Origin of the sequence: Anoxybacillus dikiliensis (assembly GCF_050613275.1) — a bacterium.
GTDB lineage: Bacteria > Bacillota > Bacilli > Bacillales > Anoxybacillaceae > Anoxybacillus.
Map to the genome: position 1 here is coordinate 252834 of NZ_CP187112.1, position 26967 is coordinate 279800.

A 26967-nucleotide genomic window follows, 5' to 3' on the forward strand; every position below is an offset into this window, starting at 1 on the left:
AAATTGTGTGCATGAAAACGCTTTTGTAATTTCAACAAAGGGGGCTTACATATGGTACAACCTTATAAACACGAACCATTTACAGATTTTACAGTCGAAGCAAACAAAAAAGCGTTTGAAGAGGGATTGAAAACGGTACAGGCTTATCTCGGTCAAGATTATCCGCTTGTCATTGGCGGCGAACGAGTCATGACGGAAGATAAAATTGTTTCCATTAATCCGGCGAATAAAACAGAAGTTGTCGGTCGCGTAGCGAAAGCGAATAAAGATTTAGCAGAAAAAGCGATGAAAACAGCAGATGCGGCGTTTACATGGTGGAGCAAGACGAAGCCAGAAATGCGCGCAGACATTTTATTCCGCGCTGCTGCTATCGTCCGTCGTCGCAAACATGAGTTTTCAGCATTGCTTGTGAAAGAAGCAGGAAAGCCATGGAAAGAAGCAGATGCTGATACTGCGGAAGCAATTGACTTTATGGAATATTATGCCCGTCAAATGTTGAAATTAAAAGATGGCATTCCTGTGGAGAGCCGTCCGGGAGAAACAAACCGTTTCTTCTACATTCCGCTTGGCGTTGGCGTTGTCATTTCACCATGGAACTTCCCGTTTGCGATTATGGCGGGAACAACCGTTGCCGCGCTTGTGACAGGAAATACGGTGTTGTTAAAACCAGCGAGCGCAACGCCAGTCGTAGCATATAAGTTCGTTGAAGTGCTAGAAGAAGCAGGTCTTCCAGCAGGCGTATTAAACTACATTCCAGGAAGCGGAGCAGAAGTGGGTGACTACTTAGTGGACCATCCGCGCACACGTTTCATTAGCTTTACAGGCTCGCGCGATGTCGGCATTCGCATTTATGAGCGTGCCGCGAAAGTGCATCCAGGACAAATTTGGCTTAAGCGCGTCATTGCGGAAATGGGCGGAAAAGATACAATTGTCGTCGATAAAGAAGCAGATCTTGAATTAGCGGCACAATCGATTGTGGCATCGGCATTCGGATTCTCTGGTCAAAAATGTTCAGCATGCTCGCGTGTCGTTGCGCTTGAAGACGTATACGATCAAGTATTAAACCGTGTCGTTGAGTTAACGAAACAATTAAAAGTCGGCAATCCAGAAGAACAAAGCACGTTTATGGGGCCGGTCATCGACCAATCAGCATATAACAAAATTATGGAATATATCGAAATTGGTAAACAAGAAGGCAAGCTCATGACAGGCGGCGAAGGAGATGACTCGGAAGGCTTCTTCATTCAGCCAACGGTGTTTGCAGATGTCGATCCGAAAGCGCGCATTATGCAAGAAGAAATTTTCGGACCTGTTGTGGCATTTACGAAAGCGAAAGACTTCAACCATGCGCTTGAAATCGCAAACAACACAGAATACGGCTTAACTGGTGCAGTCATTTCAAACAACCGCTTTAACCTTGAAAAAGCGCGTGAGGAGTTCCATGTTGGCAACCTTTACTTCAACCGCGGTTGCACAGGTGCGATCGTCGGCTACCATCCGTTCGGTGGGTTCAATATGTCTGGAACAGACTCAAAAGCAGGCGGCCCAGACTACTTACTTCTTCATATGCAAGCAAAAACCGTATCCGAAATGTTTTAATAGAAAAACCCCTCTTGGCGAAAATGCTAAGAGGGGTTTAAAGTATACATCCTTCATATAATATGGAAGCGGGTGGTGATGGGCGATTGGGTAAAAAGATGTACGGATTAAAAGAGCAAACATTTTACAACCTCATTTGTGTGTTTCAAAATTATGCGAACATCATTGAAAGAGTGATTTTGTTCGGATCAAGGGCAAGAGGCGATTATAAAGAAACGTCGGACATCGATATTGCGATTAAGTTTAGAAGCCATAACGACCAGCTGTACCGCATTCAAGACGATTTAGCAGAAGCAAATATCATTTATACGGTGGATGCTATTGATTATGAAAAGATTAGTAATGAAAAGCTCAAATCGTATATTGATCTCGAAGGAAAGACAATTTTTTTAACGAATGAACGAGGGGAGGCAGTTGCGACAATGAATAAAATCATTGATAAACTATTTGACTTTGAAAAAGCATTAAATAAACTACATCAAAGCATTACGCGTGATGTGGAAAAAGACGACTTAGTTCTTGACGCGACAATTCAACGATTTGAGTTTACGTACGAACTAGCATGGAAATGGATGAAAAGCTACTTAGAATATAACGGAAACAACGAAGTCACAAGTCCGCGAAAAACGATCAAACAAGCGTTTAAAGAAGGGCTTATTCAAGATGGAGCAGCGTGGATTCAAATGTTAGAAGACCGAAACAGAACATCACATACATACGACGAACAAATAGCAATGGAAATTTATGAACATGTTCGCCAGTGTTATGTTCATCTATTTGATCAGCTATTAGTCGAAATGAAAAAACGAGTTCGTGAATTAGAAGAATAGGGGGAGAATGAGTGAAAAAATTTTTAATAGGAGTTTTGTTGTCGTTTGTCATGTTTGCCCTTTCGCTCTCATTATTTAGCGGTTTTTCTTTCTTTATTGCCATTTTTCCAATTGCAGTACTAGCTGTTCCGTTTATATGTGCGGTAACAGAGGCGCTCATTTCTTTTATCGATGAAAAATGGGGATTTAAATGGGATGGGGCTGTTGTTTTAGGGATCGCAACGATTACGTCGCTTCCTTTTTATCCTTCTTGTGTTTTTGTAGCTTCAATTTATATAGGAGCATTGGGATATTATGTGGGGCGGAGAATCATGTAATTTCATTCATTTCTGGAAGTGATGTTACCTTTAAATGAAAGAAGTATATAAATCGAATTTCATAGAGAGGGAAATGCCCTCTCTATGAAAACAACCGATTTCTCATTTTGAAAAGTTCGCGTTCCGTCATCGTTGTTTTATGAACGGTGAAATCAACGTCAAGTTGGAGGTTGTTAAGACGTTCGTTGAATTGTTTGTAGTGGGAGTCAATTTTTTCGTTTAGTGCGTGGATTTCTTGCTTCATTGCTGTCATTTCACCGCGCATATGATGGACATCCATCGTTAAAGCCTCGAGTTTCGCGTCCGTTTCGTCTTGACGATGGAGAAGAGCGTTCATAAGATCGTAAAGCTCTTTTTGTCCATTTTTTAATGCTTGTTGCTCTTCGCGAATGAGTTGCTGCTCTTTGCGGAATGCATTCATTTCCTCCCGCAACGAGTTTATTTCTTCGCGGAATGTTTTGTGTTCTTCTCGAATAGCCATTTGTTCTTCTCGAATAGCCATTTGTTCTTCTCGAATAGCTCGTTGATCTTCCCGAACGTCTTGTAGTTCTTTTTGGATGTCTGTGACGATGGATAAAATTTTCTCTAACACTTGTGCACTCATATTCTCACCTCCTTTACACATAACCATATTATAACATCATTCGACAAAAAAGGGGATAAAAAATCCCCTATACTTCTACATTGATAAATTGAAACGTTGAAACGTCAAATAAGCCTTGGTCGGTTAATTTCAGCTCTGGAATAACTGGCAATGCTAGAAAGGCAAGTGTAATAAATGGGTTAAATTGTTCTGATGCTCCAATGGTTGTTAAAGCGTTGTGAATTGTTTGTAGCCGCTCTAGCACTTCTTCATACGTTCTTGCTGTCATCAGTCCTCCAATTTCAAGCGGCAAGTCTGCCAACACACAGCCATTTTCCACTACGGCGAGCCCACCGTGTATGCTTTTTATATGTTCAATCGCAGCGATTATATCATCATCGTTCGTTCCTGTGGCGATGATGTTATGCGAGTCGTGGGCAATCGATGAGGCGATCGCTCCTTTTTTCAATTGAAAGCCGTTGACAATGCCGACTCCAACACCGAGACTGCGATGACGTTCAACGACAACGAGCTTTAATAAATCTCGTTCGATCGACGGTTGAAATACGCCGTCTACTACATGAACTTCTGTCAAAAGTCGCTTTGTATGCAAATGGTTTGGTATAATTTGGATAACATTCGCTTTATTCCCATAAAGAAATGGGATTTGTATATGTTGTTTCGTTATTTCTTTCGCATGAATAGATTGCGTAATGGCTTTGTCGATTGAACTAGTTTGTTCTACCGAAAATGTAGCTCGCCCGTTTTGAGCAACAAGTTTCCCTTTTTTGTAGACGTGTGTAATAGAAAATGCATGCAAATCTTCTACTAACAAAAAGTCTGCATCGTACCCAGGGGCGATCGCACCTTTCGTATATAGGCGATAACATTCTGCCGCATGTAATGTCGCCATTTGAATCGCTGTTATCGGCTCCATGCCTGCTTGAATGGCAAGGCGAATGTGATGGTCAATGCTTCCATCGGTAACAAGTTCGTCAATATGCTTATCGTCTGTGCAAAATAAAAAGCGGCGTGCGTTATATGTATTGACAGCTGGAAGTAGTTTGTTTAAATCTTTTGCGACCGAACCTTCCCGAATTAATACGTACATGCCTCGTTGAATGCGGGCGATCGCTTCGTCTGTTGTGACGCATTCATGGTCGGTATGAACATGTGCGCTACGATAGACGTTAATAGCTGTCTCATCAAGACCAGCTAAATGTCCGTCAATGAGTTTCCCGGCTTCACGTGCGGCTGTCAGCTTGGCGAGCATTTGCTGTTTTCCGTGTAAAAGAGATGGGTAGTCCATCACTTCAGCAAGTCCGAGCACGCGCGGATGGGAAAAGAATGGGGCTAAATGTTCGGCGTCAAGCGTTGCCCCAGCATGTTCAAAAGCGGTTGCAGGTACGCACGATGGCAGCATGACATATACATCGAGCGGGATGTTATTCGAATCGTTTAGCATAAATTCAATGCCTTTCGTTCCTGCAACGTTGGCGATTTCATGTGGATCCGTAATGACAGTTGTCACACCGTGTGGAACGACGACGCGAGCAAATTCGCTCGGTGTAACCATTGATGATTCAATATGGACGTGACCGTCAATGAGCCCAGGGCAAACGTATTTTCCTTTGGCGTCAATGACGGTGTGCCCATCATATGTACCGATACCGACAATTTTCCCATCGGCAATCGCAATATCCGCTTGCACGATTTCGTGTGTAAAGACGTTGACAATTTTTCCATTTTTGACGACAATATCGGCGAATTGTTTTTTTGAAGCGACAGCAAGTTGTTTCATGTACGTTCCTCCTCTCCAACTCGATACGAGGAGTGATCCCCGTAGTCAAACGATTTACGGTCGTTTGGTAGAAACTTTCGGACCATATTTCCGAAATTATACGAGTTGTTTTTCAAAAATTTTTTTCATTCTACACTGACACTTTTTTTTCGTCAATGAGAGATTTTTTACGTGAGCAAAATGAATGGCAAATGTTGCTTCACTGCGCGAAAGTTTGGTATCATCATAGTATTGTGAAAGGTCGACAATATCGGAGGTGAAACATATGTCACGAATTTCAATCGAACAAGTCAAGCATGTGGCGCATTTAGCACGTTTAGCAATTACAGAAGAAGAAGCAGCGATGTTTGCGAAGCAATTAGATGCGATTATTACGTTTGCGGAGCAGTTAAACGAGCTAGATACAGAAAACGTTCCGCCAACGTCGCACGTGTTGAATATGAAAAATGTGATGCGTGAAGATGTACCAACAGCTGGACTTCCGCTAGAAGACGTATTGAAAAATGCACCAGACCACCAAGACGGGCAATTCCGTGTGCCAGCCATTTTAGAGTAAGGAGGGAAGAGTATGTCATTGTTCGATTATCGTGTATCTGAATTGCACAGTTTATTACATAAAAAAGAAATTTCTGTCTCGGATTTAGTAGATGAATCGTTTAAGCGTATTCATGACGTAGAAGAAAAAGTACAAGCGTTTTTGACGTTAAACGAAGAACAAGCTCGGGCGAAAGCGAAGGAGCTAGATGAAAAACTCACAACTGAAAAAGAGGTTGGATTGCTTTTTGGGATGCCAATCGGCATTAAAGATAACATTGTGACGAAAGGGCTTCGCACAACGTGTGCGAGTAAAATTTTATACAACTTCGATCCGATTTACGATGCAACGGTCGTGGAACGTTTACATCAAGCAGATGCTGTAACGATCGGCAAGTTAAACATGGACGAGTTTGCGATGGGATCGTCGACAGAAAACTCTGGGTTTCAACTTACGCGCAACCCGTGGGATTTAGAACGTGTACCGGGCGGTTCAAGCGGTGGTTCCGCGGCAGCAGTAGCGGCAGGAGAAGTGCCGTTTGCGCTCGGATCTGATACAGGTGGTTCGATTCGTCAACCAGCCGCATTTTGTGGCGTCGTCGGTTTAAAACCGACATACGGTCGCGTATCACGTTACGGACTTGTCGCATTTGCGTCCTCGCTTGACCAAATCGGCCCGATTACACGCACCGTGGAAGATAATGCGTACTTACTACAAGTCATTTCTGGTTTAGATCCGATGGATTCTACATCAGCGAATGTTGAAGTGCCAGATTACGTTTCTGCCTTAACAGGTGACATTAAAGGGTTAAAAATTGCCGTACCAAAAGAATATTTAGGTGAGGGAGTATCAGAAGAAGTTCGTCAATCCGTTCTCCAAGCACTTAAAGTATTAGAAAGCTTAGGTGCTACGTGGGAAGAAGTATCGCTTCCTCATTCAAAATATGCGCTTGCGACGTACTACTTGTTAGCATCTTCTGAGGCATCGGCAAACCTTGCTCGCTTTGACGGTGTACGTTATGGCTACCGAACAGACAATGCGAAAAACTTAATGGACATGTACAAGCAAACGCGTAGCGAAGGATTTGGCAACGAAGTGAAACGACGTATTATGCTTGGGACGTTCGCGTTAAGCTCTGGTTATTATGACGCATATTACAAAAAAGCGCAAAAAGTGCGGACGCTCATTAAACAAGATTTTGAGAACGTTTTTGAAAAATATGACGTCATTATCGGACCGACAACACCGACGCCGGCGTTTAAAATCGGCGAGAAAACGAGCGACCCGCTAACGATGTACGCGAACGATATTTTAACGATTCCAGTCAACCTTGCTGGTGTTCCAGGTATTTCTATACCATGTGGCTTTGTCAATGGCTTACCGGTTGGATTACAAATCATCGGCAAACATTTTGATGAGAGCACGATTTACCGTGTGGCTCATGCGTTCGAGCAAGCAACAGACTATCATAAACAAAAACCAACGTTGTAAGGGGGGATAAGTGATGAATTTTGAAATCGTCATCGGACTTGAAGTGCACGTAGAACTAAAAACGAAATCGAAAATTTTTTCAAGCAGTCCAAACGCGTTTGGAGCGCCCCCAAATACACAAACGAGCGTCATTGATTTAGGATATCCGGGCGTTCTTCCGGTGCTGAATAAACAAGCGGTTGAATACGCGATGAAAGCTGCGATGGCGTTAAACTGCGAAATTGCGACGGAAACGAAATTTGATCGGAAAAACTATTTTTATCCGGACAACCCGAAAGCGTACCAAATTTCGCAATACGACCAACCAATCGGTCAAAACGGTTGGATTGAAATTGAAGTGAACGGCAAAAAGAAAAAAATCGGCATTACGCGCATTCACTTAGAAGAAGATGCAGGAAAGCTCACGCATACAGGGGACGGTTATTCGTTAGTTGACTTTAACCGTCAAGGCACACCGCTTATTGAAATCGTATCGGAGCCAGATATTCGCTCACCAGAAGAAGCGTATGCATATTTAGAAAAGTTAAAGTCGATCATTCAATATACAGGCGTATCGGATTGTAAAATGGAAGAAGGTTCGCTTCGTTGTGACGCCAACATTTCTCTCCGTCCGATCGGATCTGACAAATTTGGTACAAAAACGGAGTTGAAAAACTTAAACTCGTTTAACTTCGTGCGGCAAGGATTGGAGTACGAGGCGAAACGCCAAGAGAAAATTTTGTTGTCTGGTGGCGTGATCCAACAAGAAACGCGCCGTTTTGATGAAGCGACGAAAACAACGATTTTAATGCGTACAAAAGAAGGTTCAGAAGACTATCGCTACTTCCCAGAGCCAGATTTAGTGATGCTTTATATTGATGACGAATGGAAAGAGCGAGTACGCGCGTCGATTCCAGAGCTTCCTGACGCACGGAAAAAACGGTACATTGAGGAACTTGGTTTGCCAGAGTACGATGCGAAAGTATTAACGTTGACAAAAGAAATGGCAGACTTTTTCGAAGCAACGGTTGCGAATGGAGCGGATCCGAAGCTCGCGTCAAACTGGCTAATGGTTGAAGTATCTGCTTATTTAAACGCAGAACAAAAAGAATTGCACGACATTGCGTTAACGCCAGAAAGTTTAGCGGGCATGATTAAACTCATTCAAAATGGCACGATTTCGTCGAAAATTGCGAAGAAAATCTTTAAAGAACTTGTGGAAAAAGGTGGCGATCCAGAGCAAATCGTCAAACAACAAGGGCTTGTACAAATTTCCGACGAAGCAACGTTGCGCAAAATTGTATTGGAAGTGCTCGATGCGAATCCACAATCGATCGAGGACTTTAAAAATGGAAAAGACCGTGCCATCGGCTTCTTAGTCGGTCAAATTATGAAAGCAACAAAAGGACAAGCTAACCCACCGCTTGTCAATAAGCTATTGCTTGAGGAGATAAATAAACGATAATGACAAAGCGGCATTGCCATCGGACAATGCCGCTTTGTTTTACAGATGAACAAGCTTTTGCAAGGTGCTTTCTACTTTAAATACACGGTTGTTTAATACTTGGATGCTCGATTCGTGGTCGGTGAGGGCAGGGAGTACTTTGTCTTCTAGTATGTTGGTTAAGCGGTTGATGTTTCCTTGCATGTTGTGGACATCGAGTGCGAGTGCATCGTATTTTGCGGCGAGCACCTCTTGACCGTGACGGACCGCCTCACAAATCGCTTTCGTTTCGAGTGTTCGTTCGTCAAGCAACTGCAATTTCTCGTCCAGTGCTTCGACTTTTTGATCCAGTGCTTCGACTTTTTGATCGAGTGTTTGCACTTTTTGATCGAGTGTTTGCACTTTTTGATCGAGTGTTTGCACTTTCCCATCGATCGCTTGAACTTTTTCATCGAGTACTTGTACTTTCCCATCGAGTACTTGTACTTTCCCATCGAGTACTTGTACTTTCCCATCGATTGCTTGCACTTTTTCGTCTAGTACTTGAACTTGTTTGCGTAAGGAAGATACTTCTTTTTCAATGGATTCCACCTTTTTCTCGACTGCTTCCACTCGTTTTTCTAGCGATTCGACTTTTTCTCGGGTTGCTTTCACCTCATGCAAAATTTCATGAAGCAGCTGTTCTACCATTTTGTTCACCTCCTTTTCGCTTCCATTTTACACGAATCGACAACGGATGACTAGCGAACATTTTCATTTTTTAGGCAAGCTGCTTATAGATGAGCACATTTTCTCAATGATGTTTTAGTAGAGAACGGCTGGCGAATGGGTGACAAGAAGTAGAGGAAATAAGTAGTGATTGAAGCTGATTATTGTAACGCTTCATGATTTTACAGCTAGTAAAACAAGAAATGTTGTGGCGGAAAAAAGTAGGAGACTAAAAGGTAATTTTGGAACAGTTGAGGAGACAAAGGAGAGTTGACAAACAGGGAAAAAGAGAATATGATGATTTTATCAAATGTTTAAACTTTTAAACAAAAGAAAGGAAGAGAGGAATGGGACAAAAAGCGATCGAGGTGTTTCGATCGTGCATACCGTTATTTCAAGCGTTAAGCGATCCTCACCGTCAAGATATTGTATTGCTGCTTGCAGAACACGATAAGCTGACAGTCAATGAAATTACAGAACGGTCAAGTTTATCCCGTCCAGCGATTTCGCATCATTTAAAAATTTTGCGCGATCAAGGACTAGTGTCAGTAGAGCAAAAAGGGACATTGCGATATTATGTTTTGTCTATTGAAAAGGCCGTTGAATTGTTAAAAGACTTAATTCAAGCTATAGAAAATGAGTGCCTTTAGATAACTAAAGGCCGAATTTTTCATTTTATATGTTTAAGTTTTTAAACATTTGAAAAATAGGTGTGATAAGGGTGAGAAATATGGAGCAGCTACTTCAAAAACAAAAGCATTATTTTCAAACAGGCGAAACACTTTCTCTTGAGTTTCGCTTAAAGCAATTAACACGTTTGAAAGAGACAATAAAAAAGTATGAACAGGCCGTTACGGACACGTTAAAAAAAGAGCTGCATAAATCCCCGTTTGAAGCGTATACGACGGAAATTGGCATGGTTTATGAAGAGATTCGGTTTGTAATGAAACGTCTAAGCGATTGGATGAAGCCGCAACGTGTACCGACGCCATTGACACACTTTGGTTCAAAAAGTTACATATATCCAGAGCCATACGGTGTCAGTTTAATTATTGCGCCGTGGAACTATCCGTTTCAGCTTGCAGTAAGTCCGCTTATTGGTGCGATTGCAGCGGGAAACTGTGCGGTTGTGAAACCGTCGGAATATACGCCAGCAATGTCGGCTTTGTTAAAAACAATTGTTGCTGAGGTGTTTCCGGAAGAGTATGTTGCTGTTGTGGAGGGGGGAGCAGACGTCAGTCAACAGTTATTAGATTTACGCTTTGACCATATTTTTTTCACCGGAAGTGTACCGGTTGGAAAAATCGTCATGGCAGCTGCCGCTAAACATTTAACACCGGTCACGTTAGAGCTCGGTGGAAAAAGCCCTGCGATCGTTGATGCGTCTGCTCATATCGATTTAGCTGCTAAACGAATCGTTTGGGGCAAGTTTTTAAATGCTGGACAAACGTGTATTGCACCCGATTACGTCCTTGTCGATGTGTCCGTGAAGCCATTGCTTATTGAACGAATGAAAACATATATCGCACAGTTGTATGGCGATCAGGAGCGATATAGCCGAATCGTCACAACTCGCCATATGGAGCGGCTCGTCCGCTTTTTAACGAACGGAATGATTGTGCATGGTGGAAAATATGATATCGAGCAACGTTGGATGGAGCCGACATTGTTAGACGGCGTCACGTGGGATGATGACGTGATGCAGGAAGAAATTTTTGGCCCATTGTTGCCAATTCTCACGTTTGAAACGATCGATGAAGCGATTCATATGATCAACAGCTACGAAAAACCGCTCGCTCTTTATTTGTTTACGGAAGATCAGGACGTGCAACAACAAGTGCTGCACCAAGTTAGTTTTGGTGGAGGATGTATAAACGACACGATCATGCACATCGCTAGCCCACATCTACCATTTGGCGGTGTTGGGCAAAGCGGGATCGGTTCCTATCATGGGAAAGCAAGTTTTGATGCATTTACGCATTACAAAAGTGTTCTCAAGCAAACGACAAAATTTGATATCCCTTTACGTTATCCAAACTTTCCATATGCGCTTAAATGGGTGCGGAAGCTGTTGAAATAGGCGGATTTTATTTTTGAACAAATTTCGAAAAAAATTTAACGAAAATGTGACAATTTTTCGAGTGGAAAACCGATTTCTTTTTTTATTTCCATGTATTATACAAAAAATAACGCTTTTCTCGCTCGTTTTTTGAGATTGAGAAAAGTGTTTTTCTTTTTGTCAATCAATTTGCTGTTTATTTTTCCTCGATGCATTTTCTTCCTTCCTTTTTTCGTCACAATTATTTTTACAATACATGTTAAAATCATTTCAATAGTGTTAATACTACAAAGTTAATTAAATTCGTTCGTTTTGTATTTGTTTCTTTGTTCAATGAATCACAATTTTGTTGAGGTGAAGACAGATGAAGCGTTTGTTTGCCTTAGTTATAGCGGGATTGCTTCCGCTTCTTGGCGGCTGTGAGATGGTTGTGTTTCAGCCGCAAGGACCAGCTGCACGAAGCATTACAGAACTGATTAACTGGTCGATTTGGTGGATGCTTCTCGTTGTTGTCGTTGTATTTGCCTTGTTTGCTTACATCGTATGGAAATATCGAGATCGCCCTGAACGGCAAGGGGAGGAGCCACCTGAAGAGCACGGTAGTACGGTGCTTGAAATTGTATGGACGGTTATTCCGATTTTGATCGTCATCGCACTAACGATCCCAACGGTGAGAACGTTATATGATTTAGAAAAACCGCCGAAAGGGTATGAAGATCAAGATCCGCTTGTTATTCATGTAACATCAGCCGATTGGAAATGGATTTTTAGCTACCCTGAACAAAATATTGAAACAGTAAACTACGTCAATATTCCAGCAGGTCGCCTTGTGCTATTTAAAATGACTTCCGCGTCCACGATGCAGTCGTTTTGGGTACCAGCGCTAGCTGGACAAAAATATACGATGAACAAAATGGAGACGGAATTGTACGTCGTTGCAGATCGTCCAGGTTCGTATGAAGGGCGGAATACAAACTTTAACGGACGAGGGTATGCACATATGCAGTTTGAAGTGTTAGCGCAAACGCCACAAGAGTTTGAAAAATGGGTGCAAGAAGTGAAACAAACGGCACCGAAACTAACGAAAGAAAAATATGAACAATTGTTGTTGCCGACACATTTAGGACGATTGACTTTTGTCGATACGCATTTACAATGGGTAAACCATGCTGATCCGCACTCGAAAACGTACACAAATCCAGAATTATATCGCGGGCATGGCTATCAAGGAAAAATTTTTATTCGTGAAGATAACTACAAAAACTCATCAATTTGTAACGATGAGGAACAAAAAGCTTTAGAGAGTGATAGCGGAGGTGAACATCATGGGCATTAAGTGGAATGAAATATTTGTTGGAGGAGACCCGCTTCTTGTCGGTTCACAAATTGCGATTGTATTGACTGTCGTTGCGATTGTCGTTGGGTTAACGTACTTTAAAAAATGGGGTTGGTTATGGCGCGAATGGCTTACGACAGTTGACCATAAAAAAATTGGGATTATGTACATTTTATCAGGTGTACTCATGTTTTTCCGCGGCGGGATGGATGGACTGTTAATGAAGGCGCAAACAGCTCGCCCAGAAATGAACTTTTTAGATGCGCAACATTACAATGAAATTTTTACAACGCATGGCGTCATTATGATTTTGTTTATGGCGATGCCGTTTTTGATCGGTTTAATGAACGTTGTCGTTCCTTTACAAATTGGGGCGCGCGATGTAGCGTTTCCGCAGTTGAACGCCCTTAGCTTTTGGCTATTTTTTAGCGGGGCGATGTTATTTAACATTTCGTTCGTTGTCGGCGGTTCGCCGGATGCAGGATGGACGTCGTATTTCCCGCTTGCTGGAAAAGAATTTAGTCCAGGAATTGGAAATAACTACTATGCTATTGCACTGCAAATTGCAGGTCTTGGGACGTTAATGACTGGGATTAACTTTATCGTTACGATTTTAAAAATGCGTGCACCAGGCATGACGTTGATGAAAATGCCAATGTTTACATGGACAACATTCATTACATCAATCATTATCGTCGCAGCGTTCCCGATTTTTACAGTTGCCCTAGCGTTAATGACGTTTGACCGTTTGTACGGAACGCATTTCTTTACGCTTTCTTCAGGTGGAAGCGATATGCTTTGGGCAAACTTGTTCTGGCTTTGGGGGCATCCTGAAGTGTATATTGTTATTTTGCCGGCGTTCGGTATTTTCTCAGAAGTCATTGCGACGTTTTCACGAAAAACGTTGTTTGGATATACATCGATGGTCGTTTCAATCGTTGGTATTGCGTTTTTAAGTATGATCGTATGGGTGCACCATTTTTACACGATGGATGCAGGCCCTGCGGTAAACTCGTTTTTCTCGATTACAACGATGCTTATCGCTGTTCCGACAGGGGTGAAAATTTTTAACTGGCTGTTTACGATGCGAAAAGGACGCATTCAATTTACAACAGCAATGTTATGGGCACTCGCTTTCGTGCCAAACTTCGTCATCGGCGGAGTGACAGGGGTTATGTTAGCGATGGCGGCGGCCGACTATCAATATCACAATACGCTATTTTTAGTCGCGCACTTCCATTACGTATTAATTCCAGGCGTCGTGTTTGCGGTGTTTGCAGGATTGTATTATTGGTGGCCAAAAATGTTTGGTTTTATGTTAAACGAAAAGCTTGGCAAATATCACTTCTGGTTGTTTGTCATCGGATTTAACGTCACGTTTATGCCAATGTTTTTCCTTGGCTTAAAAGGAGCGGTTCGTCGTGCGTATACGTATTCAGCAGAATCAGGCTTTGCGCCGCTGTTTCTCGTATCTGCGATCGGTTCTATTATTTTAGCGATCGGCTTTGCGGTATTTTGTTATAACATTTATTGGAGCTTCCGTTATGCGAAGCGCAATGTTTCCCACGATCCATGGGATGCGCGCACGCTTGAATGGATGACTGCATCGCCAGTGCAATTTTATAACTTTGCGGTCGTTCCAGAAGTGAAGCAATTAGATGCGTTTTGGCATATGAAAAAACGTGGTGAAACACTTACGTTGAAAGAAAGCGACATCAAAAAAATTCATATGCCGAGCAACTCAGGATTGCCGTTTTATATGGCAGTCGTGTTTGGGATTACAGGTTTCTTCCTCGTCTTTGAAGCGCACATCGCGGCAGCTGTTGCGGCGATTGGTATTGTCATCGGGCTTGTCATTCGTTCATTTGATTATAATGATGGCTATTATGTAAGCGTTGATGAGATTAAACAAATAGAGCGCACGTGGAGAAACGTAGAAGGGGGGACGGAAAATCATGTCGGCTAACGTCAATCATTCGCTTCCACTTGAGTATCAAACAGAGCAAAACCGTTTAAATATTTTAGGCTTTTGGATTTTTCTCGGGGCAGAAATTGTGCTATTTGCGACGTTGTTTGCCGTCTATGGTGTATTAGGTCACCGGTATGCCGGTGGCCCAACACCGAGCGATATTTTTAAGCTAAACGATGTGCTGATCGAAACGTTGTTGTTGTTGACGAGTAGCTTCACGTGTGGGTTAGCTGTCTTTTTCATGCGACAACGTGATATGAAAAAGCTGCTCGTTTGGTTTATTATCACCCTTTTATTAGGGGCAGGCTTTTTATTCATGGAAATTCGCGAGTTTATTCATTACGTGCATGAAGGAGCAACGATGCAAACGAGTGCGTTTCTATCAAGCTTTTTCGTGTTGCTCGGCACGCACGGAGCACACGTTACATTCGGGATCATTTGGGCGATCATGCTTATCATCCAATTGCTTCAACGTGGATTGACGCCAGTTACGGCAAGAAAAATGTTTATTATTAGCTTATATTGGCATTTCCTTGATGTCGTTTGGATTTTTATTTTTACGTTCGTCTATTTAAAAGGGATGGTGGCGTAAATGGAACATAAAAGCAAATATCCCATTAGTCACGTTGTTGGATTTTTGTTCTCGTTAGTTTTAACGTTTGTCGCCGTGTTTGTTGCGTTGAAAATGAACGTGTCGTATACCATTGTGATGTGGATCATCGGCTCGCTCGCGGTCATTCAAGCCGGACTGCAACTATTTATGTTTATGCACGTAACAGAAGGCGAAGACGGAAAAACGAACGTCATTAATATGGCATATGCGGTGTTCGTCGCGATTGTCATTGTCGCAGGATCGATTTGGGTGTTAACATCTGGTCATGCGGCGCATTAAAACACGCCCCCTCGCTTAACTTTTGCGAGGGGTTGCTTTTAATTTCGTTACGAGCGTTTGCATCCATATTGGCAGACGAACAGTAAAGCTGATGATGAGAACGATAAGAACGAGAATGGCTGCTGATTTCTCTGCAATTTCTTTTGCGTCTGGGACGAGCGCTTCGGATTGTACATACCATAAATGAACAGGAAGCGTCCCACCTTGCGACAGCAAGTTAAAATCCCACATAAATCCGGACGTTGATGTTCCTCCTGCCAAGATAATAATGGCAGATTCCCCAAACGCGCGACACGCGACGAGGCTAATGCCGGTTAAAATACCGTTTAATGCAGCGGGCAGTACAACTTTCAACACCGTTTGTGATTTCGTTGCTCCGAGGGCGAGCGAAGCTTCGCGAATGTCTTTCGGTACGGCTTGAACAGCTTCTTCTGTGACGCGGGCGAGTACAGGTAGGTTTAATAATGCAAGTGTAATCGCAGCGCCGATGATCGTTAAACCGATGCCAACATATTCAACGAACAACACGTACCCAAACAAACCGAAGACGATGGAAGGGACAGACGCTAAGCCCTCAATACATGTGCGCACGAACTCGGTAAAACGATTGTTCGGTGCGTATTCTGCAAGAAAAATACCAGCTCCGACGCCAATAGGTAAAGATAAGAGTAAAGATAAAATAAGAACGTAAAAAGAGTTGAATAAAAACGGACCGATTCCACCGCCAGCTTCTAATTCATCAGGCAATTTTAACAAGAAGTCCATCGATAGTTTTGGCAAGCCTTTGACTAGAATCGTATATAGTAGCGCGATAATGAACAGAAACGTCGTTACGGTAACGATGGCAACGAAAATATGAAACAGACGATTTTTGTACATGGCGCTTGTGATCGCTTTACGATGGTGATGAAATAAAGAATCTTTCATGTGTTACTCCCCTTTTGGACGAAGTTTGCGAATAATAACGATCAAAACGAGTGAAATAAACAATAACAAAAATGCCATCATGTAAAGAGCGTAGTTCCACGTAGAATGGAATTCTACATTAATAATTTGCATGACGATATTACTTGTTAAAACAGATGTTGGAGTGATTAAGTCCCAACCGAATTGGGCCGTATTTCCAATGACCATAACGACAGCCATCGTTTCCCCAATCGCTCGCGTCATGCCTAAAATGATCGCTGTAAAAATACCTGAACGAGCAGCAGGAAGGACGATACGAGAAATGACTTGTAACTTTGTGCTCCCGAGGGCATAACCAGCTTCGCGTAAATAGTTTGGAACGGCACAAATCGCATCATCAGAAATACGAGTAATCGTTGGCAAAATCATCAATGTTAACACAAGTGCGGCTGCTAAAAATCCATCCCCTACGAGTGCTCCTGTTTTTTCACGAATGAAAGGCAACAAAATAGTTAAACCTAAGTAGCCGTACACGATAGATGGAATGCCAACGAGCAAGTCAAGCATAGGACGCATCACGTTTTTTAGCCAACTCGGTGCGATTTCGGCAATAAAAATAGCAACAGCTAATGCAATGGGAGTAGAAATGAGTAATGTTAAGAGAGTTAAATATAGCGTGCCGGCAATAAATACTGCCGCTCCATATTTTCCTTCATACGGCTCCCATGTAGCAGAGAAAAAGAACTCTTTCCACGATACGTCTTTAAATACGAGAAAACCTGTTTGGCTAATGAAAATGACGATTGAAAACAGAGCGATGCCGAGAAATAATGCGCTAAATAAACAAACGTAGCTGAATAGCTTATTTTTCATATATTTCATCGACCAGTATTTTTTCTTTTGTTGTTCGTGTTGTGCACGAACTTCCGATGCAGGCAGTGCCATGTCAATTGCCTCCTTTGGATCTATATAGAAGAAGCCTCCTCATAAAAGGAGGCTAAATCATTATTTTTTCATCGCTGTAATTGGAATGAATTTCAATTTTTTTAATGAGCCTTGTTGGAATTTTTTACTTTGCATATATTCGATAAATGCTTTGTTCGCTCCGGTAGCTTCCCCTTTTGTTAATAAGTATCCGTATCCCCAAACAGAATATTTGCCGTTCGTTACGTTTTGAACCGTCGGCTCGACGCCGTTGTACGCTACCGCTTTAATGTCTCCTTTAATGTAAGCGAGGTCTGTGTAACCGATCGCATTTGGAGTTGTAGCAACCGCTTGAATCATGTTACCATTGGACAGCACTTCTTTGTAATTTTCCCCTTTTGTCATAAATGATGAACCTTTTAATGCTTTCATTTGATAGTTGACGCGCGTTCCAGATCCGTGTACGCGGTTAATTACAATAATCGGCTCGTCTTTTCCGCCAACTTCTTTCCAGTTTGTAATTTTACCAGCGAAAATGTCTTGCAGTTGTTTTGTCGTTAAGTTTTTCACAGGATTGCTTTTATGAACGATCGTTGCAAAAGGAATGACTGCAATCGGATAAGCTTTCAAGCCGTTGAATGCGTTAAATCCAGGTACTGGCTTTGTCGCATCCCAGTCGCAAGCTCCGATCGTTGCGGATCCCTTAGAGACGGATTGCGGGCCAACGACAGATGCTGTACCTGAAACAGAGATCGATACTTTTGGGTTCGCTTTTTTAAATTCTTTCGCTGCTTGTTGCGTTAACGGAAGCAATGCAGATGAGCCAGCAACAACCACTTTTCCTGTTGCTTGTGCAGCTTCTGCTTTTTCTGTTAAACCAAGGGAAGAACCGAGTAATAAAGCGGACGATAATGCGACAAAAGATAATTTTTTAAACAACGATTTCATTTTTTCCACCTCTTTTTATTTTGTTATGTCGATCAGTTTGTTATTTATTAGAACAGCGATCTTTTCTCCTTCATCTGTTGGGACGGTGACAGCTATTTCACTGCCGAATGGAGAAGGGGCAATCGCTGTTATTGTTGTTTTTGTGTTAAATATGCGTGTCCACTGTGCCTGTGGCGCTGTCGCACGATAGATAGAATACGATCCGTTTTTCTCTTCTACTAACACAAACACGATGTTTCCTTTTGTGGCGACGTAAGTAATATTCATCGCTGTTGCCATGTTTCTCTCTTGTCCACCAACAATTGCTTTTAATGCGGGAAGTTCACTCTCATCATCTGGATTTGCGCTTAAATAGACGATCGCATCACCGACGAAGAAAGAGAATGTTTTGTTATTTGTATCTGTCGTCACAGCTGTTGGCGTTTTTTGCTGTGATGTTAAATCAACGACATATAGTTGTGGTTCTGTGCCCGTTGTATCGATTGTGTCGATTTCTGTTTTTGATTCATCCGTATAGTTTGCTTTCGCTTCTTTTGCGGCTGTATACATCAGCTTTGTACCGTCCGCTGATAGACGAAGGTCGGATTTGTATTTTACTTTGTCATCAACAATTTTTGTCACTTCCCCAGTTTGCACGTTGATTGATGCAATGACATCGCTGTTATTTCCTTTGAAAAAGTAAATTGATGATCCGTCTGGTGCCCATGTTAGCTCAATTTTTACATCATCATCCGTACCGAGTGCAGTTGCTTTTTTTGTAGCTAAATCAACAATAAATAATTGGCCGTTATCATCGACATATGCCCCTTTTTTCTTATCAGGAGATAAAGAGAGATCTCCGTTTGAAATAGTTCCGATAACTTTGCGGGAAGGGATGTGAACAACTTTTGATACAGGCTCATCGTTTTCATTTGTAACGATGACGTATTCATTGCTCAACCATTGCGGGTTAAAGTTTAAACCTTTTAAAAAGCCGTTCGTCGCAATAAATAAAGTAGCGCCTTTTTCGATTTCTCCGCCTAATTTCGTTACTGTGCCATGTAAGTCAGCATAAAAGTTTCCGTTTACCTTGACGACAGACGACCCTGGTTGATGAAGAAGAAAAGTAGCTTTCTTTCCTTTTCCGCTTAATGTAATGGTTTTCGATTTTCCATCAACATTCATCGCCACACCAAATGCTTTTGCGAGATCAGACAGGGAATAAAGCGTTTTTGGACCAACTGTGATGGCATGTAATTGGGTTGCTTGTCCGTCAACTGAAACAGACACCTTGTTTGTCTTTATATTCCCGTTTGTAGAAAGAAGAATAGGGCTAGCATTTGTTTGCAACTGACCTCCGAACGCCTGAACAACGGCTACAGCTGGGACATATAAGACGTTGTTTATCAATTGAGGTGCAACGTTCATCGTTACCTTTTTTCCGTTCATTACAGCAACTTTGTCGTCTACCTTAACTTGAACAACTGTCCCTTTCTTCGTCATCTTATACGTTTTCGTTTTTTTGTCGTAAGAATATGTAGCCCCTAGCAGTTTAGAAAGCTCAGGAACGGATACGATCCAGTTCCCACTTGAAACTGTCGTTGCAGAAATGGGCACCACCGTTCCGTTTACACTCCAATTTGTTTTTTGAATAGGTTGTTTTTGGACGACTTTTGCTTCGACGCTCCAGTTTGTCATCGGAATAAGCGGTGAAGCGAGAACAGCCGATGCAATCAGCGTGTGTGCGAGCACTTTTTTAACGGACATGTTTTTCCCTCCTAGATTTATGTATCAACAAAAGCAATTATAGGGGGGAAATGTTAATGTAGTTTAATTGTTTTGTATAATTTGTAAATATTATGTTTAATCTTTCAGAATTTTTATAAATGGTATGTAAAGAAAGGATCATCTCGTATTTTCTATCATTCTTGTTATAATGGAAGAAGAACAGGGAGGAGGGAAGGGTGTGCGTACGTATGAAGAAACGCTGAGAAAGTTGTTTGTTAATTACACCATTGGTTCGATTTTAGCAGTGATTGGTGTCGGTAGCACGTTAATGGTGATGGCGTTAAACATTCGGCAAGTAGATTTGCTTATGTTATTGCTCATTCAATTTTTTTCGTTTTGTATCATGCTATTTATTGAATATCGTGCCTTCCAAAAAGATATCGCCCCCATTCGCTCTGTTTTTTATGAGGCGAAAGTGGCAGAAGAACAGTTTTATTGGGCGCTTGTCCGGGCAAAGCGTTTTCCGTTGCTGACAGTGAGGCGGATCGCTCTCCCGCACTTTTTAGGACTTTCCGTTCCAGCTGTTGCACTGACTGTTTCACTCATTTGGATCGACGTGCTTCGCATTCCATATATGTACGTTGTTTATGCTTTATGCGGTGCGTTGTTGATAGCGATGCTTCACGCAATGATTGAGTTTTTTTTAACGTTGCGCACGATGCGTCCGCTCATTCATGAGATGATGCGAATCGGAAGGGAGAACGGGTTCGATGAGGCCATTCGAGCGACAAATGTCATATACGTGCCAATGAAACTGAAAATTGGTATAAGTGTATTGTTCATCGGTGTTTTCCCTGTATTATTGTTTGTATTAGCGACAGAAGTAAAGCTTTTTGCGGAAGGAAAAAATACGTTCTCGGGTTATTGGACGTGGACGATTGTCGTATTAGTTATTTCGATTATGTTTTCTTTATTTGCAGCGCGTGTTTTATCAGAAGATGTGGAGCGAAGCATTGAAGATTTGCTTCAATACATGAGCCGTGTACAAAGAAAAGAGTATGAACTCATGTGCGATAACGTATATATTGATGAATTTTCACAGCTAACGAACGGATTTAACCATATGATTGATGCGATCGTTGAACGGGATGAGAAAAATAAGCAATTATTAAATAGTTTCATTTCGGTTATGACGACAGCGCTTGATGCGCGCGATGAGTATACGGCAGGTCATTCACAGCGCGTTGCTGTATATGCTGTAGAAATTGGAAAGCGCTTAGGAATGACGGTTGAACAGCTCGTCCGTTTATATCGTTCTGCTATTTTGCATGACATCGGTAAAATTGGTATTCCTGATCATATTTTATTAAAAGACGGGAAATTAACGGATGAAGAATTCGCATGGATTAAAAAACACCCGGTGCTCGGCGAAAACATCATTCGACAAGTGCAGCCAATTGAAGAAGTAGAGGATTTGCTTCCGGGTATTCGTTCCCATCATGAACGGTTAGACGGTAAAGGGTATCCAGATGGATTAGAGGGGGAGAACATTCCGTTATTTGGTCGCATTATTGCGGTGGCTGATGCGTTTGATGCGATGACATCTGACCGCCCATATCGAAAAGGGATGAGCGTAGAAAAAGCGATGTCGATTTTATTAGATGGTCGAGGAACGCAATGGGATGCCCAAATGGTCGACTGTTTCATTGCATTTTTGAAAGAAAGAGAACAAGAAAAAGTGAGCTAGATGCCGAAATGCAGGCATCTATTTTTTTGTGCAGGTGTTATACTAAAGAAAAAGGGGTGTGATGTTTTGTGAAACGATGGATAATTTGTGCGATGGTCGTTTTGTTTGCAGGATGCGCCAATCAGACCGATGAGCTTAAGCAGTGGAAACAAACGGTTGAAAAACAACAAACGACAATTGAGCAACTGCAAGAAAAAAATAAGCAGCTTCAAAAAGAAAACGAGCAATTAAAAACCGGAGAAAAACAAGTCCTTTCTTCTTCTCTTTTATCTGTTGCGCTAGATGTTGTGGCCGCGTTAAAAAATAAAGATATGAATGCACTCGCTTCTTATGTTCACTCAAATGGTGTGCGTTTTAGTCCATATGGACATGTTGACGTTCAAAACGATTTACAGTTTTCTGCTTCTCAACTTTCTTCTCTTTTATCCTCGACGCAAGTGTATCAGTGGGGCGTATATGACGGTTCAGGTGACCCGATTCAGCTGACTTTCCAAGATTATTTTGATCGCTTCGTCTATGATGTAGACTTTGCGAATCCACATATGATCGGAAATAACGTCGTCGTTGGAACGGGAAATATGATTAACAATATTCAACAAGTATATTCGAACAGTTCATTCATTGAGTTTCACTTTACAGGCTTTGACCCGCAATATAACGGCATGGATTGGCGAAGTTTGCGCCTTGTTTTTGAACAAGAAAACGGTCAATGGAAACTTGTTGGAATCATTCATGATGAATGGACGACATAGACGTATAAAAGGTGTCCAAACGCGGACACCTTTTATATTATTCCTTTTTTAATTGTTTCAATTGTTGCTCGACTTCCGCATCAAATGATTGAGGGGGGATCGTTTGCATGACAGAGCGAGCTTTTGCTTCCGCTTCAAGAAACATCACTTTTTCCTCCATGCGCGCAAAACCTTTGACGACATGATCATAACGGAAAGACGTGATGGATTCATCGATTTGCTTCATTGTCTCAGCAACATAAAAACGCGTCATTAACTGCATTTGTTTCACTCTCAGTTGCTCATATGTTTCGTATAGTTGTTTCACTTTTTCCGTTAAAACGGTTGTTTTTTCCTTCAATGTGTTGTATTGTTGCGTATATAGTTCTAATTTTTTTTCATAGGCGATTTTTTCTTGAAGAGCCATTTTTGCGATTGGCTCTTCATTTTTTTCAACAGCTAACTTTGCTTGGCGAGCCCGCTTTTCAATCATTTCATTCGCATCAGCGATGAGACGTTCGTACTTTTGTTCCAACATAAATTGTTGTGCGAGTGCTTGTTGCGCTTTTTCAATTTGTTCTTCTAGTTCACGAATGTATTGCTTTGTCATGCGAATCGGATCTTCGCATTTGTCGATCATATCATGCAAGTCTGCAAGGACGACATGTTTGACGCGTTTTAAAATGCCCATCTTACTTTTCCTCCTTTTGTATTGTTTTTTCCCATTCATCCAAAAAGCTATCTTTTTGAATAGGTGGGACAAATGGTTCAAATTCAGGTGTCGTCTTCGTTTTGTCCCTTAATAAAACGTACGCTGCAATGATCGCTAGGACGGCGAGCAACACTTTTGGTAAAAGCGTGACGAGCCCAATCGCCATTAACGCACCACCAATCCATTTGCCAGCGCCCTTCGTCGTTTTCCAGATCAACCATCCGATGATGATGAGAGCGAGTTGAATGAGTAAAGACATCCATCCAAACATCGGCATGCCGTGCGGCTGCATCATTCGTGGACCATGGTGACCGAATACTCGATGGTGTTTCCCCATTTCCATCATATGTGCCCCTGGCATGCGTCCGCTCCAACCGATGTGCATCAAATTGGTGGCGATGTGCGCGAATATAGCGACAACGATTACTCCGCCTAGCAGGAAGAAAATTGTCCGCTTTTTCAATTGTTCCACCTCCTTTGTTATTTACAGTTTGAATTGTACAAGCGAAAAGAGAAAATTAGGTGAAAAAGAAAAAAACGTGCAACATATTTATGCACGTTTATCATTCGGAAAAGTGATCGTGAATGTCGTTCCTTTCCCCACTTCGCTCTGTACTTGGATGTTCCCATCATGTGCCTCGACAATCCATTTTGCGATGGAAAGTCCTAGTCCGTGTCCGCCAATTTGCCGCGTTCGTGCTTTATCGGCACGATAAAAACGATCAAAGATACGGGGAAGGTGTTCAGGGGCGATACCGATGCCTGTGTCACTTACAGAAATTGTGACAACCTTTCGTTGTTTCGTTACATATTGGGATAGTGAAAGGGAAACTGTCCCCCCATCGGGTGTGTATTTGATTGCATTATCAAGTAAAATGTATAATAGTTGCGTGCATTTATCAGCGTCCCCCAAAAATTCAATTTGTTCAGGGGCATGAAAATAAAGAGCAATCCGTTTTTTGCTCGCGAGTTCTTGTAACGATTGTAGCGTATGTTCCGCACACGTTCGCAAATCAAACGGTCTTCTGTCGACTTGTAGCTTTGCGTCGTCTGTCCGCGCCAGGGTGAGAAGGTCGTTAATGAGCTTTGTCATTCGCTTCGTTTCATCCCCTAGACGTTCAATCGTTTTTCGGCTAAATTCATCAGATGTTAATGACGTATCCATTTTTAATGCTTCAACAGAAGAAAAAATGACGCTAAGTGGTGTTCGCAACTCATGGGAAGCATCTGCCACGAATTGACGTTGCCGATTGTAAGCATCTTGAATAGGGATGAGCGCTCGTTTTGACATAAAATAACTAAAAGCGACCGCCACCGCAATAAATAGGATCCCGAGCCCAAATAAAATGAATGTAGACCATTTCAGCAAACGAAACATGCTTGTGACATCCATACCGACATATAAAACACCAGCGAGCTGCCGCTCAACAACGACCGGGTGGGCGACAGTTAATATTTTTAATGTGTCTGCACGGAAGCGTTTTAATTCATGGCGATGATGAGGAACGTGAATCTCTACATATTTTAATTCGTTTTTTTCTGGCGTCCACGGCTGAAGGGTAGAAAGGAGAAGCGGTCGCAACCCTTTATTTACTTCATCTCCCATCATCAGTCGTCCATGCGTATCAATGACGTAAAAAAATAGTTGATCTTCGCTTAAAAAGATGACATTTTGATCGGTAGACCAGCCGATCAATGACTGTTCTGTCAACATATTTTGAATCGTTTGGCTTTCTTGTTCAGCAAGCGTACGAATACGTCGTTCTTGATCATTTGTAATAACCATATGAATAAGGAAAGAAACAACCGCAATAAAAATCGCTAAAAAAGCGATAAACATACCGCTATACGTTGCGGTTAACCGCCATTGTGTGCGGCGAAACATATCGAAATGACTGAAAAAAGATCGAATGTTATTTTTCAATGGTATACCCCACCCCACGAACCGTTTTAATGAGTTGTTGTTGTTCATCGCCAATTTTTTTACGCAGCAACTTAACGGTTGCATCAATTGTTTTCATCGATACATCAGCATCATAGCCCCAAATGCGATCAAGAATCATGTCACGCGTTAACACACGCCCTTTATTTTGCAATAATAAATCAAGCAGCTGAAATTCACGAGGCGTTAATATAATTTGCTTTCCGTTTTTCGTCAGCGCATGACTTGTCCGATTCACTTCAAACGCCCCCCAGCGAATTATTTCTTCTTGAATCGGTGCAAACGTGCGTCGAGATAACGCTTTAAGTCGTGCCATGAGCTCATCGATTTCAAACGGTTTCACTAAGTAATCGTCCGCTCCGGCTTCTAATCCTTCGACGCGGTCTTGTACCGCATCTTTTGCTGTTAACATTAAAATGGCTCCGTGATAGCTATGTTTTCTTAAACGTTTACATACACTTACGCCATCGCCGTTTGGCAACATCCAATCTAAAATAATGACATCATAAAACGAAGCAAGGGCATAATCATAGGCATCTTCACCTTCTTGCACCCAATGTATTTGTTCGATCCCTTTTTTCTTTAACAAATGGACGATGAGTTCCCCTAAATATACATCATCTTCTGCGAGCAACACCTTCATCTTCATCACCTTTTTTCTTTCATCATATCAAATGTCGATGAAAAACGGGTGAAAACGTCATAAAAAGAAGAGAAGAGGGAAAACTGTATGTGAAAACGATAACAATATGACAAGTTTGTGAAAAAGATTGCAAATTTCTTTTATACCCCTTATAGTATATATCGTGATACCTATATGGGTATAAAAGAAAGGGGGATACGATGAAAAAATTATATTTTTTCCCGCAAAAGTATTTACTTATTAGTGTTCCGGCGACGTTGTTGCTTGGATTTATCGTTGGAACGTTTGTCGATACGAGCTTTTTAAAGTCGACTATTTTGCTGGCAACAATTGTGATGATTTATGCAACGATGGTTGGGTTTAAATGGAAAGAATTAACTCATTTAAAAGAGAAGAAAATATTGTTTGCATCTCTCGTGATTAACTTTGCCATCATTCCGCTCGTCGCTTTCCTCATTGGAAAGACGATGTTGCACAACCATCCGATCATGTTCGCGGGACTTGCGTTATCAGCATTGTTACCGACGAGTGGTATGACGATTTCATGGACAGCCATTCAAAAGGGAAATATGACAGCAGCTGTTAAGCTGACCGTATTCGGTCTCGTGCTCGGCTCTTTATTGACGCCTTGGTATTTGCTAGCGATGGTCGGAAAATATGTCGATATTAACGTCATAGAAACATTCCGTACGATTTTGCTCGTTGTGTTTGTGCCGATGGTTCTTGGACATATGACGTTTAAATGGTTGATGAAAAAATATACAACAGAACAATTTCAAAAGCGAGTGAAGCCAAATTTTGCACCGTTAAGTATATGGGCCATGCTATATGTAGTGTTTGTCAGCATTAGCATGCGAGCAAAAATGATTGTAGCCAACTTGCAGCTCATTGTGATCGCATTGGCGGTATTATTGCTTTTCTATTTGATTAACTACGTCATTAGCACATTTGTAGCTAAACAGTTTTTCAACCGTGAAGACGGCATTGCCCTCGTAAACGGCACAGTTTTACGCAACTTATCGATTGCAATCGGCTTAGCTGCCACGTCTTTCGGTGCTGAGGCTGCACTCATTGTTACTCTTGCTTTTATCGTTCAACAACAGTCCATCGCTTACTATGGAAAAATAGCAAGTCGATATTGGTTTAAACAATTATAAAACAACG

At 41.9% G+C, this 26967-nt stretch carries 26 protein-coding genes and 1 riboswitch; of the genes, 15 read left to right on the forward strand and 11 right to left on the reverse strand.

Annotation, left to right across the window (positions count from 1 at the left end):
• Positions 1-51 precede the first annotated feature (51 nt).
• The 3 genes from pruA (at position 52) to ACPF7I_RS01470 (ending at position 2746) form a co-directional block, all read left to right on the forward strand.
• Positions 52-1599, forward strand: a complete 1548-nt coding sequence (gene pruA / locus ACPF7I_RS01460; protein WP_430745258.1) for an L-glutamate gamma-semialdehyde dehydrogenase — start codon at positions 52-54, stop codon at positions 1597-1599.
• Positions 1600-1697: 98 nt separating this feature from the next.
• The gene (locus tag ACPF7I_RS01465; RefSeq protein WP_430746007.1) at positions 1698-2429 is read left to right on the forward strand and encodes an HI0074 family nucleotidyltransferase substrate-binding subunit; all 732 of its coding nucleotides are present in this window, start codon (positions 1698-1700) and stop codon (positions 2427-2429) included.
• 11 nt (positions 2430-2440) lie between these two features.
• On the forward strand, positions 2441-2746 hold the full coding sequence (locus ACPF7I_RS01470) for a hypothetical protein (protein WP_004577751.1): 306 nt from the start codon (positions 2441-2443) through the stop codon (positions 2744-2746).
• Positions 2747-2828: 82 nt separating this feature from the next.
• Here the strand turns inward: ACPF7I_RS01470 and ACPF7I_RS01475 are convergent, their stop codons facing one another.
• Together ACPF7I_RS01475 and ade are read right to left on the reverse strand one after the other, a co-directional pair.
• Positions 2829-3377 carry a hypothetical protein gene (locus ACPF7I_RS01475; protein WP_430745257.1) on the reverse strand — a complete coding sequence of 183 codons (549 nt, stop codon included), beginning with the start codon at positions 3375-3377 and terminating at the stop codon, positions 2829-2831.
• A gap of 40 nt (positions 3378-3417) precedes the next feature.
• On the reverse strand, positions 3418-5130 hold the full coding sequence (ade, locus tag ACPF7I_RS01480) for an adenine deaminase (RefSeq protein ID WP_430745255.1): 1713 nt from the start codon (positions 5128-5130) through the stop codon (positions 3418-3420).
• 22 nt (positions 5131-5152) lie between these two features.
• Positions 5153-5254: riboswitch (purine riboswitch) on the reverse strand.
• A 141-nt stretch (positions 5255-5395) separates the two neighbouring features.
• Between ade and gatC the strand changes: the two genes are divergently transcribed.
• Genes gatC through gatB form a run of 3 tightly spaced genes read left to right on the forward strand, consistent with a single transcriptional unit; the run spans position 5396 to position 8600 of the window.
• Positions 5396-5686 (forward strand): Asp-tRNA(Asn)/Glu-tRNA(Gln) amidotransferase subunit GatC, encoded by a 291-nt coding sequence (gene gatC / locus ACPF7I_RS01485; protein ID WP_009360719.1) that lies wholly within the window; start codon positions 5396-5398, stop codon positions 5684-5686.
• 12 nt (positions 5687-5698) lie between these two features.
• Entirely contained in the window at positions 5699-7156 is a 1458-nt protein-coding gene (gene gatA, locus ACPF7I_RS01490; protein WP_430745253.1) for an Asp-tRNA(Asn)/Glu-tRNA(Gln) amidotransferase subunit GatA, read from the forward strand.
• A gap of 13 nt (positions 7157-7169) precedes the next feature.
• Positions 7170-8600 carry an Asp-tRNA(Asn)/Glu-tRNA(Gln) amidotransferase subunit GatB gene (gene gatB / locus ACPF7I_RS01495; RefSeq protein WP_430745251.1) on the forward strand — a complete coding sequence of 477 codons (1431 nt, stop codon included), beginning with the start codon at positions 7170-7172 and terminating at the stop codon, positions 8598-8600.
• A gap of 39 nt (positions 8601-8639) precedes the next feature.
• Here the strand turns inward: gatB and ACPF7I_RS01500 are convergent, their stop codons facing one another.
• Entirely contained in the window at positions 8640-9269 is a 630-nt protein-coding gene (locus ACPF7I_RS01500; protein WP_430745250.1) for a hypothetical protein, read from the reverse strand.
• Positions 9270-9634: 365 nt separating this feature from the next.
• Here ACPF7I_RS01500 and ACPF7I_RS01505 point away from each other — a divergent pair, with 365 nt between their 5' ends.
• The 6 genes from ACPF7I_RS01505 to qoxD all read left to right on the forward strand — a co-directional run bounded on the left by ACPF7I_RS01505 (position 9635) and on the right by qoxD (position 15543).
• Positions 9635-9937: an ArsR/SmtB family transcription factor gene (locus tag ACPF7I_RS01505; RefSeq protein WP_219986261.1), complete on the forward strand. Its 303-nt coding sequence runs from the start codon at positions 9635-9637 to the stop codon at positions 9935-9937.
• Between the two features lie 80 nt (positions 9938-10017).
• The gene (locus tag ACPF7I_RS01510; protein WP_430745249.1) at positions 10018-11367 is read left to right on the forward strand and encodes an aldehyde dehydrogenase; all 1350 of its coding nucleotides are present in this window, start codon (positions 10018-10020) and stop codon (positions 11365-11367) included.
• A 343-nt stretch (positions 11368-11710) separates the two neighbouring features.
• Entirely contained in the window at positions 11711-12682 is a 972-nt protein-coding gene (gene qoxA / locus ACPF7I_RS01515) for a cytochrome aa3 quinol oxidase subunit II (RefSeq protein ID WP_430745248.1), read from the forward strand.
• Positions 12672-14648: a cytochrome aa3 quinol oxidase subunit I gene (gene qoxB / locus ACPF7I_RS01520; RefSeq protein WP_430745246.1), complete on the forward strand. Its 1977-nt coding sequence runs from the start codon at positions 12672-12674 to the stop codon at positions 14646-14648. The genes qoxA and qoxB overlap by 11 nt, the downstream gene beginning before the upstream one ends.
• Positions 14638-15243, forward strand: a complete 606-nt coding sequence (qoxC, locus tag ACPF7I_RS01525; RefSeq protein WP_430745244.1) for a cytochrome aa3 quinol oxidase subunit III — start codon at positions 14638-14640, stop codon at positions 15241-15243. Before qoxB ends, qoxC begins: the two co-directional genes overlap by 11 nt.
• Positions 15244-15543 carry a cytochrome aa3 quinol oxidase subunit IV gene (gene qoxD / locus ACPF7I_RS01530; protein ID WP_219986256.1) on the forward strand — a complete coding sequence of 100 codons (300 nt, stop codon included), beginning with the start codon at positions 15244-15246 and terminating at the stop codon, positions 15541-15543.
• A 15-nt stretch (positions 15544-15558) separates the two neighbouring features.
• Here qoxD and pstA read toward each other — a convergent pair whose 3' ends face one another.
• Genes pstA through ACPF7I_RS01550 form a run of 4 tightly spaced genes read right to left on the reverse strand, consistent with a single transcriptional unit; the run spans position 15559 to position 20067 of the window.
• Entirely contained in the window at positions 15559-16470 is a 912-nt protein-coding gene (gene pstA, locus ACPF7I_RS01535; RefSeq protein ID WP_430745243.1) for a phosphate ABC transporter permease PstA, read from the reverse strand.
• A gap of 3 nt (positions 16471-16473) precedes the next feature.
• Positions 16474-17394 (reverse strand): phosphate ABC transporter permease subunit PstC, encoded by a 921-nt coding sequence (gene pstC, locus ACPF7I_RS01540; RefSeq protein ID WP_430745240.1) that lies wholly within the window; start codon positions 17392-17394, stop codon positions 16474-16476.
• A gap of 60 nt (positions 17395-17454) precedes the next feature.
• The gene (locus ACPF7I_RS01545) at positions 17455-18321 is read right to left on the reverse strand and encodes a phosphate ABC transporter substrate-binding protein (RefSeq protein WP_430745239.1); all 867 of its coding nucleotides are present in this window, start codon (positions 18319-18321) and stop codon (positions 17455-17457) included.
• A 15-nt stretch (positions 18322-18336) separates the two neighbouring features.
• Positions 18337-20067 (reverse strand): stalk domain-containing protein, encoded by a 1731-nt coding sequence (locus ACPF7I_RS01550; protein WP_430745238.1) that lies wholly within the window; start codon positions 20065-20067, stop codon positions 18337-18339.
• A gap of 199 nt (positions 20068-20266) precedes the next feature.
• Between ACPF7I_RS01550 and ACPF7I_RS01555 the strand changes: the two genes are divergently transcribed.
• A complete protein-coding gene (locus ACPF7I_RS01555) occupies positions 20267-21775 on the forward strand; it encodes an HD domain-containing phosphohydrolase (protein WP_430745236.1) in 1509 nt (502 codons plus the stop codon).
• A gap of 68 nt (positions 21776-21843) precedes the next feature.
• Positions 21844-22527 (forward strand): FtsB family cell division protein, encoded by a 684-nt coding sequence (locus ACPF7I_RS01560; RefSeq protein WP_430745235.1) that lies wholly within the window; start codon positions 21844-21846, stop codon positions 22525-22527.
• 37 nt (positions 22528-22564) lie between these two features.
• Here ACPF7I_RS01560 and ACPF7I_RS01565 read toward each other — a convergent pair whose 3' ends face one another.
• From ACPF7I_RS01565 to ACPF7I_RS01580, 4 genes are all read right to left on the reverse strand, one after another.
• Complete coding sequence (locus tag ACPF7I_RS01565) at positions 22565-23197, reverse strand: PspA/IM30 family protein (protein ID WP_430745233.1); 633 nt, start codon at positions 23195-23197, stop codon at positions 22565-22567.
• A gap of 1 nt (position 23198) precedes the next feature.
• Entirely contained in the window at positions 23199-23690 is a 492-nt protein-coding gene (locus ACPF7I_RS01570) for a hypothetical protein (protein WP_430745231.1), read from the reverse strand.
• Between the two features lie 78 nt (positions 23691-23768).
• Entirely contained in the window at positions 23769-25142 is a 1374-nt protein-coding gene (locus tag ACPF7I_RS01575; RefSeq protein WP_430745229.1) for a sensor histidine kinase, read from the reverse strand.
• Positions 25132-25803, reverse strand: a complete 672-nt coding sequence (locus tag ACPF7I_RS01580; RefSeq protein ID WP_430745228.1) for a response regulator transcription factor — start codon at positions 25801-25803, stop codon at positions 25132-25134. Before ACPF7I_RS01580 ends, ACPF7I_RS01575 begins: the two co-directional genes overlap by 11 nt.
• Before the next feature lie 200 nt (positions 25804-26003).
• On the opposite strand from ACPF7I_RS01580, the gene ACPF7I_RS01585 reads away from it, so the two are divergent.
• Complete coding sequence (locus ACPF7I_RS01585) at positions 26004-26960, forward strand: arsenic resistance protein (RefSeq protein WP_430745227.1); 957 nt, start codon at positions 26004-26006, stop codon at positions 26958-26960.
• Positions 26961-26967 lie beyond the last annotated feature (7 nt).

Coding starts and splice junctions, on each gene's coding strand:
- pruA (WP_430745258.1), top strand. CDS start 52: ATGGTACAACCTTATAAACACGAACCATTTACAGATTTTACAGTCGAA.
- ACPF7I_RS01465 (WP_430746007.1), top strand. CDS start 1,698: ATGTACGGATTAAAAGAGCAAACATTTTACAACCTCATTTGTGTGTTT.
- ACPF7I_RS01475 (WP_430745257.1), bottom strand. CDS start 3,377: ATGGTTATGTGTAAAGGAGGTGAGAATATGAGTGCACAAGTGTTAGAG.
- ade (WP_430745255.1), bottom strand. CDS start 5,130: ATGAAACAACTTGCTGTCGCTTCAAAAAAACAATTCGCCGATATTGTC.
- gatC (WP_009360719.1), top strand. CDS start 5,396: ATGTCACGAATTTCAATCGAACAAGTCAAGCATGTGGCGCATTTAGCA.
- gatA (WP_430745253.1), top strand. CDS start 5,699: ATGTCATTGTTCGATTATCGTGTATCTGAATTGCACAGTTTATTACAT.
- gatB (WP_430745251.1), top strand. CDS start 7,170: ATGAATTTTGAAATCGTCATCGGACTTGAAGTGCACGTAGAACTAAAA.
- ACPF7I_RS01500 (WP_430745250.1), bottom strand. CDS start 9,269: ATGGTAGAACAGCTGCTTCATGAAATTTTGCATGAGGTGAAAGCAACC.
- ACPF7I_RS01505 (WP_219986261.1), top strand. CDS start 9,635: ATGGGACAAAAAGCGATCGAGGTGTTTCGATCGTGCATACCGTTATTT.
- ACPF7I_RS01510 (WP_430745249.1), top strand. CDS start 10,018: ATGGAGCAGCTACTTCAAAAACAAAAGCATTATTTTCAAACAGGCGAA.
- qoxA (WP_430745248.1), top strand. CDS start 11,711: ATGAAGCGTTTGTTTGCCTTAGTTATAGCGGGATTGCTTCCGCTTCTT.
- qoxB (WP_430745246.1), top strand. CDS start 12,672: ATGGGCATTAAGTGGAATGAAATATTTGTTGGAGGAGACCCGCTTCTT.
- qoxC (WP_430745244.1), top strand. CDS start 14,638: ATGTCGGCTAACGTCAATCATTCGCTTCCACTTGAGTATCAAACAGAG.
- qoxD (WP_219986256.1), top strand. CDS start 15,244: ATGGAACATAAAAGCAAATATCCCATTAGTCACGTTGTTGGATTTTTG.
- pstA (WP_430745243.1), bottom strand. CDS start 16,470: ATGAAAGATTCTTTATTTCATCACCATCGTAAAGCGATCACAAGCGCC.
- pstC (WP_430745240.1), bottom strand. CDS start 17,394: ATGGCACTGCCTGCATCGGAAGTTCGTGCACAACACGAACAACAAAAG.
- ACPF7I_RS01545 (WP_430745239.1), bottom strand. CDS start 18,321: ATGAAATCGTTGTTTAAAAAATTATCTTTTGTCGCATTATCGTCCGCT.
- ACPF7I_RS01550 (WP_430745238.1), bottom strand. CDS start 20,067: ATGTCCGTTAAAAAAGTGCTCGCACACACGCTGATTGCATCGGCTGTT.
- ACPF7I_RS01565 (WP_430745233.1), bottom strand. CDS start 23,197: ATGGGCATTTTAAAACGCGTCAAACATGTCGTCCTTGCAGACTTGCAT.
- ACPF7I_RS01580 (WP_430745228.1), bottom strand. CDS start 25,803: ATGAAGGTGTTGCTCGCAGAAGATGATGTATATTTAGGGGAACTCATC.
- ACPF7I_RS01585 (WP_430745227.1), top strand. CDS start 26,004: ATGAAAAAATTATATTTTTTCCCGCAAAAGTATTTACTTATTAGTGTT.